At 41.5% G+C, this 16,411-nt stretch carries 13 protein-coding genes; 7 read left to right on the top strand and 6 right to left on the bottom strand.

Annotated features, from left to right (window positions below):
- Positions 1-83: 83 nt before the first annotated feature.
- Both EAI95_RS00700 and EAI95_RS00695 read right to left on the bottom strand, forming a co-directional pair.
- A complete protein-coding gene (locus EAI95_RS00700) occupies positions 84-2,768 on the bottom strand; it encodes a cation-translocating P-type ATPase (protein WP_129821900.1) in 2,685 nt (894 codons plus the stop codon).
- Positions 2,769-2,961: 193 nt separating this feature from the next.
- Positions 2,962-3,345: a DUF1934 domain-containing protein gene (locus EAI95_RS00695; RefSeq protein WP_129821899.1), complete on the bottom strand. Its 384-nt coding sequence runs from the start codon at positions 3,343-3,345 to the stop codon at positions 2,962-2,964.
- A 110-nt stretch (positions 3,346-3,455) separates the two neighbouring features.
- Here EAI95_RS00695 and EAI95_RS00690 point away from each other — a divergent pair, with 110 nt between their 5' ends.
- From EAI95_RS00690 to EAI95_RS10025, 5 genes are all read left to right on the top strand, one after another.
- Entirely contained in the window at positions 3,456-4,766 is a 1,311-nt protein-coding gene (locus tag EAI95_RS00690; protein ID WP_129821898.1) for an HD domain-containing protein, read from the top strand.
- Complete coding sequence (gene yidA / locus EAI95_RS00685; protein ID WP_129821897.1) at positions 4,756-5,565, top strand: sugar-phosphatase; 810 nt, start codon at positions 4,756-4,758, stop codon at positions 5,563-5,565. Before EAI95_RS00690 ends, yidA begins: the two co-directional genes overlap by 11 nt.
- Positions 5,565-6,779 carry an aminoacyltransferase gene (locus tag EAI95_RS00680; RefSeq protein WP_006595930.1) on the top strand — a complete coding sequence of 405 codons (1,215 nt, stop codon included), beginning with the start codon at positions 5,565-5,567 and terminating at the stop codon, positions 6,777-6,779. The genes yidA and EAI95_RS00680 overlap by 1 nt, the downstream gene beginning before the upstream one ends.
- An 8-nt stretch (positions 6,780-6,787) precedes the next feature.
- Positions 6,788-7,963: an aminoacyltransferase gene (locus EAI95_RS00675; protein WP_006595929.1), complete on the top strand. Its 1,176-nt coding sequence runs from the start codon at positions 6,788-6,790 to the stop codon at positions 7,961-7,963.
- An 89-nt stretch (positions 7,964-8,052) separates the two neighbouring features.
- Complete coding sequence (locus EAI95_RS10025) at positions 8,053-8,247, top strand: hypothetical protein (RefSeq protein ID WP_238662877.1); 195 nt, start codon at positions 8,053-8,055, stop codon at positions 8,245-8,247.
- Here EAI95_RS10025 and tpiA read toward each other — a convergent pair.
- From tpiA to EAI95_RS00645, 4 genes are all read right to left on the bottom strand, one after another.
- Positions 8,200-8,958: a triose-phosphate isomerase gene (tpiA, locus tag EAI95_RS00660; protein ID WP_129821896.1), complete on the bottom strand. Its 759-nt coding sequence runs from the start codon at positions 8,956-8,958 to the stop codon at positions 8,200-8,202. The genes EAI95_RS10025 and tpiA overlap by 48 nt on opposite strands.
- Before the next feature lie 163 nt (positions 8,959-9,121).
- Complete coding sequence (tuf, locus tag EAI95_RS00655; RefSeq protein WP_070665412.1) at positions 9,122-10,318, bottom strand: elongation factor Tu; 1,197 nt, start codon at positions 10,316-10,318, stop codon at positions 9,122-9,124.
- Positions 10,319-10,628: 310 nt separating this feature from the next.
- The gene (gene ppc / locus EAI95_RS00650) at positions 10,629-13,454 is read right to left on the bottom strand and encodes a phosphoenolpyruvate carboxylase (RefSeq protein WP_048717373.1); all 2,826 of its coding nucleotides are present in this window, start codon (positions 13,452-13,454) and stop codon (positions 10,629-10,631) included.
- Positions 13,455-13,482: 28 nt separating this feature from the next.
- Positions 13,483-14,721, bottom strand: a complete 1,239-nt coding sequence (locus EAI95_RS00645) for an FtsW/RodA/SpoVE family cell cycle protein (protein ID WP_048717375.1) — start codon at positions 14,719-14,721, stop codon at positions 13,483-13,485.
- A 257-nt stretch (positions 14,722-14,978) separates the two neighbouring features.
- Here EAI95_RS00645 and EAI95_RS00640 point away from each other — a divergent pair, with 257 nt between their 5' ends.
- A complete protein-coding gene (locus tag EAI95_RS00640) occupies positions 14,979-15,842 on the top strand; it encodes a GH25 family lysozyme (protein ID WP_129821895.1) in 864 nt (287 codons plus the stop codon).
- An 86-nt stretch (positions 15,843-15,928) separates the two neighbouring features.
- Positions 15,929-16,402: an aminoacyl-tRNA deacylase gene (locus EAI95_RS00635; RefSeq protein WP_129821894.1), complete on the top strand. Its 474-nt coding sequence runs from the start codon at positions 15,929-15,931 to the stop codon at positions 16,400-16,402.
- Positions 16,403-16,411: the final 9 nt, after the last annotated feature.

Genomic DNA, 16,411 nt, shown 5'->3' with positions numbered 1-16,411 from the left:
AAAAATCCAGTCTTGCCTCAAGAAATATGCCCAGACATCTCTGCACACAAAAAAGCCATCCGAAGATGACTTTTGATACGCGTTTAAATGGCGTTTTTATCCTTACCAAGTGCACGTTGAACGGCTTTGACAATCTCAACCAAAACAACAATCATAAGGGCACCTACAGCAACAACTAACCATTGCGTCAAGCTCAAATGAGACACGTGGAAGAGTTTATTGAATCCAGGTACCATAATCGTCGCCATTAAGAGAATAAAGGCAACTGGGATGGACCAGTTAAAGGTCTTGTTCTTGAAGAGTCCCACTTTAAAGATAGATTGGTAAACAGACTTGACGTTAAAGGCATGGAGTAATTGGATCAATCCAAGAGTCGCAAAGGCCATGGTCAAAGCATCTGCATGGATTTCTGCTCGGGTAGAGTGTTCAGGAAAAATCAAAGCCCAACCGTAAACACCAAGTACCAAGATAGTTTGGAAGATCCCTTGATAGAGGATAGCGCCGAAAACCCCACCGTCAAAGAAATTAGATTTGCGGCCACGAGGTTTGTGGGTCATGACACCTGGCTCAGCTGGTTCCACACCAAGAGCGATGGCTGGAAGCGTGTCGGTTATCAAGTTGATCCAGAGAAGATGTACTGGTTGCAACACATCCCAACCAAAGAGGGTTGCAAAGAAGATGGTGAAGACTTCAGCCATATTGGCAGACAAGAGGTATTGGATAGATTTTTGGATATTGGAGAAGACCTTACGTCCTTCTTCTACCGCTACGATAATGGTTGCAAAGTTATCATCAGCAAGGACCATATCAGAAGCTCCCTTAGAAACTTCTGTACCTGTAATCCCCATACCGATACCGATGTCAGCTGTCTTAAGTGAAGGCGCATCGTTAACCCCGTCACCTGTCATAGCAACAACCTTACCTTCTTTTTGCCATGCTTTCACGATACGAACCTTGTGCTCAGGTGATACACGAGCGTAAACAGAGTATTGCTTGAAGACCTTTTGGAATTCTTCATCAGAGAGTTCATTCAACTCAGCTCCTGTAAAGACGTGGTCTTCTGTATCATTTGGATCGATGATTCCAAGACGTTTGGCAATGGCTTCCGCTGTATCTTGGTGGTCACCTGTGATCATGATTGGGCGGATACCTGCTTCCTTAGCGACACGTACAGCTTCGGCAGCTTCTGGACGCTCAGGGTCAATCATGCCGACCAAACCAGAGAAGATGAGGTCAGACTCAACAATTTCAGATTCCAAGGTTGGGATTTCCTTGCTTGTCTTATAAGCCATCATCAAGACACGAAGGGCTTGTTTGGCCAAGTCTTTGTTGATTGCAAGGATAGCTTTCTTGTCTTCTTCTGTGATAGGGCGAACTTCCCCATTTACTTCAATACGTGTCACACGCTTGAGCAATTGGTCAGGCGCACCCTTGACAGCGATAAAGTATGAACCATCAGCTTCCTTATGGATAGTCGACATAAGCTTACGGTCTGAGTCAAATGGTAATTCAGCAACACGTGGCTCATCCTTCAAGACTTCACGAACATCAAAGTTGTGGTCCAAACCAAACTGTACAAGAGCAGTTTCAGTAGGGTCACCGATCAATTTGCCAGATGGATCCACCTTGGTATCATTGGCAAAGTTCATGATACGGAGGGTATTATTGTTAGCAGCAATTTCAGATGCCGAACTTTGCAATTGACCATTGGTATAAACTTTTTCAACCGTCATTTGGTTCATAGTCAAGGTACCTGTTTTATCAGATGCGATGATTTCTGTTGAACCAAGAGTTTCAACCGCTGGCAATTTGCGGACAATCGAATTACGTTTTGCAAGGGTTGTAGTTCCCAAAGATAGAACGATAGTTACAATGGCAGGAAGCCCTTCTGGAATAGCCGCTACTGCAAGGGCAACCGCCACCATCAAGCCTTCTAATGGATGTTCACCACGAACAAAGACTCCAACCAAGAAGGTAATCACTGCAATCACAATGATTAAGTAAGTCAAGGCCTTAGATAATTGTTCCAGGCTTTGCTTCAATGGTGTCTCTGTCTCGTCGGCATTAGCCAACATATCTGCAATCTTACCAACTTCTGTATACATACCAGTGTTAGTCACAACACCAATACCACGACCGTAAGTTACGTTTGAGTTTTGGTAACCCATGTTAACACGATCCCCGATACCAGCATCTGCTTCAACAAGTCCTGTCACATCTTTTTCAACTGGGACAGACTCCCCTGTAAGTGCTGCTTCTTCTATTTTAAGAGAAGCTGCTTCAAACAAACGCATATCTGCAGGCACGACATCTCCCGCTTCAAGCAAGACGATATCTCCAGGTACCAATTCTTTTGAGTCAATCTCAATCACATGACCATCACGACGAACACGGGCCATCGGGCTAGACATATTTTTCAGAGCTTCAATGGCTGCTTCTGCTTGCCCTTCTTGGTAAACCCCAAAGGCAGCATTCAAGACAACAACGGCCAAGATGATAATGGCATCCGTTAGACCGTCCATTCCTTCTGTAATCACAGAAAGTGCCGCTGCCGCAAGCAAGATGATAATCATCAAATCCTTAAATTGATCAAGGAATTTAGCTAGTAGGCTCCGTTTTTCGCCCTCTTCCAACTCATTGCGACCATAAGTCACTAAGCGTTCTTGAGCCTGGGCAGTTGACAAACCTTCAACGGATGAGTCCAAGTTCTTTAGGACTTCTTCTGAGGTCTGTGTGTAAAACAAGTCTTTATTTTGTTCTTTTGACAAAACAGTCTCCTCCTTTTTGGCCTCTTTTTACAAAAAAAGAGACCTGTTTTTTTAAAAAAAAAGTCTCGCTGTTTAATATAGTGCCGGAAATAATTCGTAATGACGACACTATCGCGGTTAACCGCCAGCTACTCCCTTGAGTGGTTTCATTATACCACAACTCGTAAAAAAATCAAGAAAAACTACTGATAAACTAGTCTTCCCATGTCACTTCTAATCGATAGGTCGCAAACTGTTGACTTCCGTCTGCCGTTAACAACTGATAGGACAAACCAAGCCTATTTTGCTCCAATCTATATTCCTGAGTATCAATCACAAACTGCTGCATGCCTAGGGGAGTTGGAATGAGCGCATGACCTTTCTCTGAAGCTATAAATTTCATGATGGATTTTGGCGTTGAAAAGCGCGTCATGGTCAATTCTTGATCATGAAATTTCAAAGCGACTTTTTCGCCTTCTTCGTTAACGTAAAGCAGATAGTGATAGCCGCCTCTTTCCTTCCATTCCCCTTCGTAATATTGGTCCATCACTTCCACTTGATCATCAAATTGAATCTGATTTTGTATTCTAATCTTCAAAAGTTCCCATCCTTTCCCTCTTTCCTTTATTTTACCAAAAACTTCTTTCTTTTTGCTATTGCAACCATCTCTCGATACCAATTTAGGCCGTTTTCTGCTATAATAGAGGCATGAATGAAAAAGTATTTCGGGATCCTGTGCACAACTATATTCACGTGGATCACCCAGTCATTTACAAGCTCATTAATACAAAAGAATTTCAACGACTACGTCGCATCAAACAGTTAGGAACCTCTGGGTTTACCTTTCATGGGGGCGAGCATAGTCGTTTTTCGCACTGTCTAGGAGCCTATGAAATTGCTCGGCGCATCCTATCAATCTTTGATGAGAAATACACCGACCAATGGGACTCAAGCGAATCCCTTCTCACCATGGTTGCCGCCTTGCTCCATGATATCGGACACGGTGCTTATTCGCATACCTTTGAAGGGCTATTTGATACAGATCATGAAAAAATGACCCAGGAAATTATTACCTGTCCTGAAACAGAAATCTACCAGGTATTAATTCAAGTAGCACCAGACTTCCCTCAAAAGGTAGCCAGTGTTATCGACCACACCTACCCTAATAAACAGGTGGTGCAGTTAATCTCTAGTCAGATTGATGTCGATCGCATGGATTACCTTCTACGAGACGCCTACTTCACTGGTGCTTCTTACGGAAATTTTGATTTAACTCGTATATTGCGTGTCATTCGCCCAGTAGAAAACGGAATTGCTTTTCAGGTCAATGGGATGCATGCGGTTGAAGATTATGTTGTTTCTCGCTATCAAATGTATATGCAGGTCTACTTTCATCCAGCCACCAGAGCAATGGAAGTCCTATTGCAGAACCTGCTCAAGCGGGCACGTCATCTCTACCTTGCGCATAAAGAGTTCTTTCGAGCGACTTCTCCTCGACTGATTCCATTTTTTGAACACCAAGTTAGCCTAGCCGATTACTTGGCTTTGGACGACGGCGTTATGAATACCTACTTTCAATCTTGGATGGAGAGTCCTGACTCCGTACTCTCTGATTTGGCCCAGCGTTTTATCAATCGCAAGGTTTTCAAATCCATTCTCTTTCAAGATAAGGATGAAGAACAATTAGCTGCTCTCAAACAATTGATTCAAGAGGTCGGTTTTGATCCAACCTATTATACGGCTATTCATCGAAACTTTGACCTTCCTTACGACGTTTACCGACCTGATTCAGAAAAACCTCGTACTCAAATTGAGATCATCCAGAAGGATGGAAATTTAGCTGAGCTATCCCTTCTCTCTCCTATCGTTGCTTCCTTAGCCGGTAGCAGACAAGGGGATAACCGCTTCTATTTCCCAAAAGAAATGTTGCTTGAAAATAGCTTATTTACACCTCAACTACAATTATTCCAGTCCTATATTGTTAACGATACCTTCACAGGAGAAAAAGATGAACATTAAACTTGTTGCACTTGATATCGATGGGACTCTTTTAACATCTGACGGCCAAATAACCCCCGAAGTTTTTCAAGCCATCCAAGATGCCAAAGCTCAAGGGGTCCATGTTGTCTTAGCAACTGGTCGTCCTCGTTCGGGTGTCCTTCGATTGTTAGAAGAACTTCATTTGGATCAACCAGGTGACCTGGTTATCACCTTCAATGGAGGGCTGATTCAAGACGCCCATACTGGCGAAATGCTCTATGAAGAACACCTCTCCTACAAGGACTATTTAGATATTGAAGCGCTAGCTCGCAAATTAGCTGTTCCTATGCACGCTAGTACCAAGTCTGGCATTTATACAGCTAATCGTAACATTGGTACCTATACCGTTCATGAAGCCAAATTGGTCCACTCAGATCTTTTCTACCGCACTCCAGAAGAAATGGAGCATCATACGGTGCTCAAATGTATGTATGTCGATGAACCGGAAGTCTTAGAAAGAATCATCTCCTCTATACCAGATAGTTTTTACGACCGTTTTACGATTGTGCGTTCTGCACCTTTTTACCTTGAGATCTTGCCTAAGACAGTTGATAAGGGCCAGGCCCTCTTACACTTAGCGTCCAAGTTACACTTAAGTCCAGAACAAGTGATGGCGGTCGGCGATCAAGAAAACGATCAGGCCATGCTAGAGGTTGCTGGTCTCCCAGTCGCGATGGACAATGCTAGTCCTGAATTAAAAAAGATTGCGAAAGTTGTTACGCGATCCAACGATGAGTCGGGTGTTGCTTACGCCCTTAGAAAGTGGGTACTCCATTAATGTATACATACAAAATCGGCATTACTGCCGAAGAACATGATGAATTCGTTAAAACTAGCCCCCAAACCAATTTGCTTCAGAGCGCCGATTGGGCAAAGATCAAAGACAACTGGGGCAATGAGCGCCTTGGCGTTTACCAAGATCACAAACTAGTCGCTGTCGCAAGTATTTTAATCCAGCCACTTCCACTTGGTTTTACCATGCTCTATATCCCACGTGGACCTATTATGGATTATCAAAACAGCGAATTAGTAGCCTTCATGCTCCAATCCATCAAAACATATGCTAAAAGCAAGCGTGCTGTCTTCGCCAAGTTTGATCCCTCTCTTTTCCTAAGAAAAGGATTAATCGGCCAAGAAACAAGTGATCAAGAGGCTACTTTGGCGATTATCCAATCCTTAAAAGAATATGGAGTGGAATGGGTTGGACGGACAGAAGACATGGGAGAAACCATTCAACCACGTTTCCAGGCCAATATCTATAAGGAATACTTCACTGAGGACCAACTGTCCAAATCCACCAAGCAAGCCATTCGGACTGCTCGAAATAAAGGAGTTGAAGTCATCTTTGGAGGTACTGAACTCTTAGACGAATTTGCAGCTCTGATGAAAAAGACAGAAGCACGAAAAGGCATCCATCTTCGTGGAAGAGACTATTATGAGAAACTGCTAACAACCTATGCAGGACAATCTTATATCACTCTCTCAAGAATTAATTTAGCTCAACGTCTTGCTTCACTCAAGGAACAGCTGGAAAAAAACCAAGCCGAAGCTAGTCGTTTTAACGAAAAAACAAAACCAGGCAAGATCGATAATAACCGTCAAGAAAAAGAACGCTTGGAAGAAGAAATCCAATTTCTCCATCAAGAGCTAAAAGCTGGCCAAGAGATTGTTTCTCTTTCTGGAACCTTAACTCTTGAATTTGGAGGCACTTCAGAGAATGTCTATGCAGGAATGGATGAGAACTTCCGCCGCTATCAACCAGCTATTTTGACTTGGTATGAAACAGCCCAGCATGCCTTTGACCGTGGAGCTACTTGGCAAAATATGGGAGGAGTTGAGAACCAGTTAGATGGAGGACTCTACCACTTCAAGTCAAAATTTAATCCAATGATCGAAGAATTTGTTGGCGAATTCAACCTCCCAACTAGCATGCTTTATCCCCTTGTTAACAAGGCCTATCAGTTACGAAAGAAACTAAGAAATAAACAGTAAGGTGACCTATGACATTCAAGATTATTAGTAGGGAAGAATTTTACCAACACTCTCTTACTACTTCCAATCACTCTTTTTTACAGAGTATTGAAATGGCTGATTTGCTTCATAAAAGAGGCGCAACCATTCACTATATTGGATGGGAAGAGCAAGGAACATTAGCTATCTCTGCCATTTTATACAGCCTACCTATGACGGGAGGCCTGCATTACGAAATCAATAGCGGGCCAATCGTTACGGATACTCGCTACCTACCAGATTTTTACAAAGCAGTACAGGCTTATGTAAAAGAAAATGGTGGTATCGAATTCATTTTAAAACCCTATGACCACTATCAAGTTTTCGATAGCAATGGCAATCCAACTGAAGAAGAACAAAAACAGCTTCTCCAATCATTACTGGATCTTGGCTATCAATTTGATGGCTTACAAGTGGGCTATCCTGGAGGAGAGCCTGTTTGGCATTATCTGAAGGACCTCACCGATTTTGATGCGAAATCTCTCTTAAAATCCTTCAACAAGAACTGTAGCCGGAATATTACGACTGCCCTCAACTATGATATCTCTATTCGAAATATTAGGAGAGAGGAAATCCCTCAGTTTAAACAAATTATTGAGGAAACTGGAAAACGTCAAGGCTTTGAAGACAAGAGCCTTGACTACTACTACGATCTCTATGATACCTTTGGAGACAAGGCAGAATTTCTCATTGCTGAAATCAATACAGCTGATGCACTCGCTTATTTAGACCAGAAGATTTCCTTGCTCAATCCTTCATCCAAACAATATGAGCAACAGCTGCAAAAATTAGAGAAACAAAAGACAATTGTCCGGGAGACCTTGGCTGACGAAACAGTTGAAACAGTGCCCTTAGCCTGCGCCCTGATCATCTATAATCCATCAGAAGTGACCTATTTGTTTGGTGGTTCGTATACCAAATATCAGAAATTCTCTGCAGCCTTCTTGATTCAATACCATGCCATGAAGCGTGCATTAGAAAAAGGAATCACCTTATACAATTTCCTTGGTATTCAAGGGGTCTTCGACGGCTCAGACGGCGTTCTTCGTTTCAAACAGAACTTCAATGGCTACATCGTCCGTAAGATGGGAACCTTCCGTTATTACCCAAATCCTCTGAAATTTAAGGCCTTGTCCTTGATCAAACGGATCTTAGGACGCTCATAAGAAAAAACAAAAGCCAGCTTACTAGCTGGTTTTTTTAAGACAAGAAAAGAGGCTAGGACAAAAGTCCTAGCCTCTCAATTGTCTTTGGATTGTCGAGCAAGACGCAGTGGTTTAGTGGGCTCTACTACGCTGATTTCATCAGCTTTTACAGCCCTACTCAACTGTGCGGAGGTGGGACGACGAAATCGAATTCTAACGAATTACCGATTTCTGTCCCACTCTCTTTTTATGTTCGATTAGTTTACGAAGTTCAACAATGCCAAGAAGCTTTCTGGATCAAGTGATGCACCACCAACAAGAGCTCCATCAACGTCTGGACAAGCCATGTATTCAGCAACGTTTTCAGGTTTCACTGAACCACCGTATTGGACACGTACTTTGTCAGCTACTTCTTGACCGAAGTCAGCAGCTACAACGTCACGAACAACTTTACACATTTTTTGTGCATCGTCTTGTGATGCAGATTTACCAGTACCAATCGCCCAGATTGGCTCATATGCGATAACAGATGCAGCTACTTGCTCAGGAGTCAAACCAGCCAAAGCAGCAGATACTTGAGCACCTACGAATTCAGCCGCTTTACCAGCTTCGTAAGTTTCAAGACTTTCACCACAACAGATGATTGGAAGCAAACCATTAGCAAAGATAGCTTTTGCTTTTTTGTTGATGTCTTCGTCTGTTTCGTGGAAGTAATCACGACGTTCTGAGTGACCAATCACAACGTAGTCCGTACCGATTTCTTTCAAAACTTGTGGGCTAGTTTCACCAGTGAAGGCACCAGCGTTTTCAAAGTAGCAGTTTTGAGCAGCAACTTTAAGGTTTGAACCTTTAGCAGCAGCAAGAACAGTTGTCAAGTCAAGAGCAGGTGCAGCAATCCCAGCTTCAACAAGATCAGATGTAGGAAGTTTTGATGCTACTGCTTCAACGAATGCTTTAGCTTCTTCTGGGTTTTTGTTCATTTTCCAGTTACCAGCAATAAATGGTTTACGTGACATTTCACATACCTCGTTTTTCTAATTTTATACTAACTATTTTACCATAATTTTCGTGATAATGAAAGGTTGCACAAACTCTTTTACTTTTTAAAACAATAAAAACCCCGTCTTCACGGGGTTTTCTGTCTGTCTATATAATTGTTAATCTGGGAACTAGATCGAATTAAGCTTCGATTTCAGTAACCATACCTGAACCAACAGTACGTCCACCTTCACGGATAGAGAATGTAGTACCTTGTTCAACGGCGATTGGGTGGATCAACTCAACGTCGATAGTCACGTTATCACCAGGCATTACCATTTCAGTTCCTGCTGGAAGTTCGATAGATCCAGTTACGTCAGTTGTACGGAAGTAGAACTGTGGACGGTAGTTGTTGAAGAATGGAGTATGACGTCCACCTTCTTCTTTAGTAAGGATGTAAACTTCACCTTTGAATTTAGTGTGTGGGTTGATTGAACCTGGTTTAGCGATAACTTGTCCACGTTCGATTTCATCACGTTGGATACCACGAAGAAGCACACCAACGTTGTCCCCTGCAAGACCTTCGTCAAGTTGTTTACGGAACATTTCAACACCAGTAACAACCGCTTTTTGGATTTCTTCTTTAATACCAACGATTTCGATTTCGTCGTTGACTTTAACGACACCACGGTCGATACGTCCTGATGCTACAGTACCACGTCCAGTGATTGAGAATACGTCTTCGACTGGAAGAAGCAATGGTTTGTCAGTATCGCGTTCTGGTTCTGGAATGTACTCATCAACAGTGTTCATCAAGTCCATGATGATATCTTCGTATTTAGAGTCACCTTCAAGAGCTTTAAGAGCTGAACCTTGGATAACTGGAAGGTCATCACCTGGGAAATCGTATTCTGAAAGAAGGTCACGGATTTCCATTTCAACCAATTCAAGCAATTCTTCATCGTCAACCAAGTCAACTTTGTTCATGAAGACGATCAAGTGTTTAACACCAACCTGACGTGAAAGAAGGATGTGCTCACGAGTTTGTGGCATTGGTCCGTCAGTTGAAGCTACTACAAGGATAGCTCCGTCCATTTGAGCGGCACCAGTGATCATGTTTTTAACGTAGTCCGCGTGTCCTGGAGCGTCGATGTGAGCGTAGTGACGTTTTTCAGTTTCGTACTCAACGTGCGCAGTGTTGATGGTGATACCGCGTTCGCGTTCTTCTGGAGCAGCATCGATAGACGCATAGTCTTTAGGTTGGTTAACTGATGAAGGCAAGCGACGTGCCAAAACAGTTGTGATAGCTGCAGTTAGGGTAGTTTTACCGTGGTCAACGTGTCCGATAGTACCAATGTTAACGTGTGGTTTACTACGATCGTATTTTTCTTTTGCCATTTGAGTAAAAGCCTCCAATAAAATATATTTTATAGATAGACAGTAGGCAATACAGTCTAACTTTCCTTACTATTTTATCAAATTTCGTCTAAATTGCAAGTGTTTTACTAGCTTTTTTTCTTATTTCTTTTTTCTTAAAGGAATTTACCCAAATGAAAGTTTGTGAAATCTCATTTCCACTTCTTTTTTGAAATAAACAGCTAGATATTTCATTCTTTGCGACCAATTTTCGAGTTTTTTCACAATCATTTTCACTTTATTCCAATAAAAAACCAATCCCTTTAATCGGGATTGGTTTTATGGTTCACGATTAACCAGAATTACGCAATCCTGTCGCGACACCATTAATCGTGATATGAATCAACTTGTCCTGATCAGCAGGCAATTCGCCGCGTCTCTGGCGTTTAATTAATTCTAATTGAATATAGTTTAGAACATTAAAGTATGGCATACGATAATCTAAACTATCTTTTAGATAAGGGTTCTCAGCTAAGAGTTCATCATGACCTTCAATCTGTAAAATAACATCCTTAGTCAATTGCCACTCGTCCAAGATAATATTGAAGATGTCACGAACCTCCTCTTCCTCACAAAGCTTGGCGTATTCAAAAGCAATGTTCATATTGGCTTTTGAGAGTACCATGTCTACGTTTGAAAGAAGAGACTTGAAGAATGGCCATTTTTGGTACATATAACGCAAGGTTTCAATGTTTTCAGGATCTGCATCAATAAATTCTTTAAAACTAGAGCCTACACCGTACCAGCCAGGGAACATCACCCGGCTCTGTGACCATGAGAAGACCCAAGGAATAGCACGCAAGCCACCGATTTCTTTGATGGTCTTACGGGCTGCTGGACGGGAACCAATATTGAAACTAGAAATGGCCTTAATCGGACTGGATTCGAAGAAGTAATCATAGAAATGCTCATTGCCAAACACCAGTTCACGATAAATATCGTAGCTACGATTGACAATCTGGTCCATAATCTCATTGTACTGATCGGACATGCTCTTTTCACTCTTCTGCTTAGCAATCATCCGGTTAATCGTTGCAGATACCAACATTTCCAAGTTGTAATAAGCTGCATCCTTGTTCCCATATTTATTGCCAATAACCTCGCCTTGCTCCGTCAAACGAATACGGTCATTAATGGATCTCAATGGTTGTGAGGTGATGGCTTCATAGGTTGGACCACCCCCACGACCAACCGTTCCCCCACGGCCATGGAAGAAGGTAATTTTGACACCAAACTCGTCGCCAATCGCTGTTAATTGTTGTTGGGCCTTATAAAGAGTCCAACAAGAAGATAGATAACCACCATCTTTGTTACTATCTGAATAACCAAGCATAATTTCTTGGTAGTTATTCTTAGAAGCAATCCAGCGTTTAGCAATTGGAAGTGATAGATACTTTCTCATTGTATCTTCAGATTGATCCAAGTCTTCGATCGTCTCAAAGAGGGGAACAATTTGCACACGTGCGCTTTCCTTGTCAATCAGTCCCACTTCTTTCAACATAATAGCCAACTCAAGCATATCCGATACACTGGTTGCATGAGAAATAATGGTTTGGCGAATAACATCTTCTCCTAAGCGGTCTTTTAATTCACGCGCTGTTTGGAAAATAGCTAATTCTTTTTCAAGCAATTCTGATTTTTCTGCATGGGTAGCAGATAAAATACGAGGATCTTCTAACAACTCTTGTAAAAGCAACTCGCACTTTTCGTCTTCTGACAAATCACTGTAATGGTCATTGATTCCAGCTTCTTTGAGAAGTTCCGCAACACAAGCTTCATGGACACTCGAATCTTGACGCATATCGATCGAAGCCAAGAAGAATCCAAAGACTTCTACTGCTTCTAATAACTCAGCAAACTCCCCTGAGATTAAAGCTTCTGCCTTATTTTCAATCAATGACTCTTGAATAAGGGTCAAATCCTGTTTAAATTCTTCAACTGTTTCGTAATAAGGAGGGCGATCTTCTGCCAACTCTTGGATCGCACCACTGATTCGGGTACCGATATAATCGGAAACCACTCCTTGTTGATGGGTGTGAGCACCAAGAAGACGTTCGACCGGATGACGGTCATCTACTGTTGAGCCAACAACAGACCATTCCTTGATATTCAAAAAGGTTTGGACCAACTTGGATTGAATATAATGGAAGGCCCGACGGTAGGGCTCCTTCTCTCTAAAGACAGATGTATCACTGGAACGGGCTGCCATCTCTTCAACCGCTTGACTGGTTTTTGAAAGGTTGGTAGAGAGGGAGAAGTTCCGATAAAGACTAGAGATTTTCTGAATATAATAGTTCAGAATGACTTCACTTTGAATCGTAGCTGATCGCTTCAAGGTCTCTGCGGTTACAAAAGGATTCCCATCCCGGTCTCCACCGATCCACATTCCCATCGTAATCGGTTTGGGTTGTTGCAACTCAATCCCTTGCTCCTTGGCAAGACGTTTGTATTCCAACATTAAGTTAGGAACAGCCTGAAGGAAGGAACTATTATAGTATTCCATGACGTTGGTAATCTCATTGGTTACCTTGAGTTTCTTTTCACGGATCATATCGGTTTGCATCATAATTTCGATATTACGACGCAAATTGTTGTACCATTTGGTTTCGTTCATCAAGCCAGCTTTTACATCTCGATGTTGGCGTAAAAGACTGTGAATGTGAGTGGTTAAGTCCAACATGGTTTTCCGTTGCACTTGGGTCGGATGAGCGGTCAGTACCGGTACTACATTGAGGTGCTCCAAGATTTCCTGTGCATTTTCAGTCTCAGCTACCTGGCGAATGGTAGACGATAGTTTCCCTAGATAGTCCTGCCCCACATTATTTTGATGATTGATTTCAAAAGCCAAATCAACGTCTTCAGAGATATTAATCAACAAGGGGAGAATGGCAAAGTAGCGAGAAATCACGGTCATCTCTTCATTTGATAGCTCTTTGACAATTTGATCCAATTTTAAATAGTCTTTTGAAACAGATAGTTTTTTCAATTCAAGAATCTTATTAAAGGTTTCTGGACTCACCAAATTTTTAGCAATATCTTCTAAAATAGTGGTTAAAATCTCAGCTTCTTCTTTGATAATCTCTTTGTTGGTATAGCTCTCTAGTTTTTGTAAAGTCATGATAACTCCTTTCTTTACTCACACCGGTTTAGTAATAGCTCTGAATTTTCTGAGGCTTCTCGTAAGAAGGGGCCTCTTGAGTAGCTAGGGCACGCTTTTCACTCGCATCAATATTTAAGACAAGGGCAATCGCAATGGATAAGACCCACAAACTATTTCCTCCTTGTGAAAGGAAGGGGAAGGTCACCCCTGTCGAAGGAATCAGCCCAGAAATCCCACCAATGTTGATGAAGGTTTGGGTCAGGAGCATCCCTCCTATACCAATCGCCATCATTGAATTAAATGGATCTCTTGCCCGAATCCCGACAAGAATAATGCGCAAAATTAAGAAGAACAACAAGGCTAAGATGAGACTAGCTCCCACAAAACCAAGTTCTTCAATAACGATTGAAAAGACAAAGTCTGTATGAGCTTCTGGCAGATACCCTTGCTTTTCAATCGAATTTCCAAGTCCCAAGCCAAACCAGCCCCCATTACTCATGGCGTAATAAGAATTGGCTAGTTGGTGTCCCGAATCTGATAAATCATTAAAGGGGTTGTAAAAAGCACTGAAACGTTTCGCTACATAGCCAAAGACAGGGATTTTAGAGAAACGCTCTACCCCAATTAGCTGAATGGAATAAAGAAGAACGGTTGAGCCTCCCACTAGGATGGCTAATAGGCTTGAAAACCAGCGGTAAGCTATCCCACTTGCACTAATCATAATTAAGGTTGTCAGTGCAAGAATGGTCGCATTTCCTAAGTCTGGCATGATGACCACAATAGCAATCAGGAAGAGCACCATCCAACGCCAATCCGACAAATCTCGAGGAAGCCATTGATTGTGGGTTAACGCTTGGTAATCATATCGTTGAATCTCTTCTTGCTTTTTGGAGAAGACCAGGGCCAAGTACCAGACGATGATAATCTTCAAATACTCAGCTGGCTGAATAGAGAAACCTCCAAAACTCAACCATCCATGCGCACCATTCACCGTATCTGTGATGAAACGCGATAGCAAAAGAAGGATCGTCTCAGCTATAATGAAAATTCCAATGAAGCCCTTTTTCTTAAGGACATTTAATTTCACCTTATAGGTAATCAGAATAGTGATCAAACTTAGAACAAAAAAGATCCCCTGGCTTCTGATCATTCCGAAAGGACTAACCCCTTTTTGGATGGCTAAGGCACTCGTTGTCGAGTAGACTACAATCAATCCCAATACTGACAAAAGGAGGTAAGGGATCAGGATTGAATAGTTTAAAAAATGACGTTTTTCTAATTTCATGTAACACCCATACTTCTAATTTTCAAATTTCATTATATCACCTTTCAATAGTAAAAAAAAGAAAAGACCAAATAAGATTCGGTTTTCACTTTCAAAAGATGATCAAACAGACCAGTCTAACTCTTATTTCTACTTCAACTATTGTGAGGAAGCAAGGAAAATCAATTCTCTGATTCACTATAATATCATCTTATTTTTTCCTGTTTTCGGACCCTTTGTTTTGCCTTTTTCCATCTTTTACGGTAAAATGATTCTGTATGAGAAAAAGGATTAAACCAATTGTCCTCTTTGTCTTTTTCGCAAGTATCTTTTCCTTTTTGATAATTTCTAAAACAGTAGCAGATATCCAAAGGAATCAACTTGCTAGAAACAAGACTCTACAAGAGGCAAAGAAAACCAATCAAACAAAAATCCCATCTTCCTCTTCTTCTGACTCAGTTGAAGAATTAGATCAAGAATTTTTGAATCGACCAATTATTGATATCTCTGGTTGGCAATTGCCAAGCGAGATTGATTATGATCTCTTAGCACAGAATGTTTCTGGAGTCATTGTTCGAGTTCATAGTGGCGCTCAAGCTAAAAAAGAAAATGCTGCAACTTATTTAAATGGAATTGACAAATCATACGAAACTCATATTAAAGAGTTTCAAAAACGAAATATTCCAGTTGCGGTATATGCTTACGTAGCTGCCAAGGACAAAAAAGAAATGGAAAAGGAAGCAGAAGAGTTCTATCAGGCGTCCAAAAAATACAAACCAACCTATTATTGGTTGGATGTAGAAGAAAAAACGATGAATGATATGAACGCTGGAGTGGAAGCTTTCCGTGCCAAGCTAGAATCATTGGGAGCCAAAAATATCGGAATCTATATTGGGACCTATTTCATGGAAGAACATAGTATCTCCACAGATAAATTTACCGCCCTCTGGATTCCAACTTATGGCTATGATGACGGCTACTACAATGCTGCCCCATCTACCGATGACGAGTATGATCTTCATCAGTACACCTCTCAGGGGCAATTGAATGGCTTCACCCACTACTTGGACTTGAACCAGATTGCGCCTACACAAGATCAAGAAAAGATCTACCGAAAACTATTTACAGTCGAAAAAAATTAAAAGAGGCAACTGCCTCTTTTTCTCTTGAACGGAAACTCAAAGAGTGTGATATAATGTTAGGAAATTAAGAGAAAGAGAAGAGTGAGATGGCAAAAAAACAAAAAGTAAAAAAAACATTGGTTGAACAAATCTTGCAAAAAGCAAAAATCGACCATACAGGATTACAAATCAATGCCCTTGAGGGAATCATTCCAGAAGGGATTACGACTGATCAAATCTATAAGACACTGGCTCTAATAGGTGATAAAACTGGTCCCGTCATTGGGATTGTTCCCATCTCTGCCCACTTGTCAGAAAAAAAATTGGCAAAACTATCTGGCAATAAAAAAGTTAGTATGATTCCGCAAAAAGACTTGGAAAAGACGACGGGCTACATTCATGGGGCCAATAATCCTGTTGGCATTCGACAAAAACACAACTACCCTATTTTTATTGACCAGTCAGCCCTTGATCTAGATCAGATGATTGTCTCTGCAGGTGAAGTTGGTCACAGTATTCAAATCAAGGCGCAAGATTTAGCTGATTTTGTCAAGGCTAGCTTCGAGGACTTAGTTGAGTAAAGGATAAAA

This window comes from Streptococcus sp. bf_0095, assembly GCF_004166885.1.
In the GTDB taxonomy this organism is placed as follows: domain Bacteria; phylum Bacillota; class Bacilli; order Lactobacillales; family Streptococcaceae; genus Streptococcus.
Note: the sequence above shows the minus strand (reverse complement) of the source record. Positions and strands in the feature narration are given on the sequence as shown.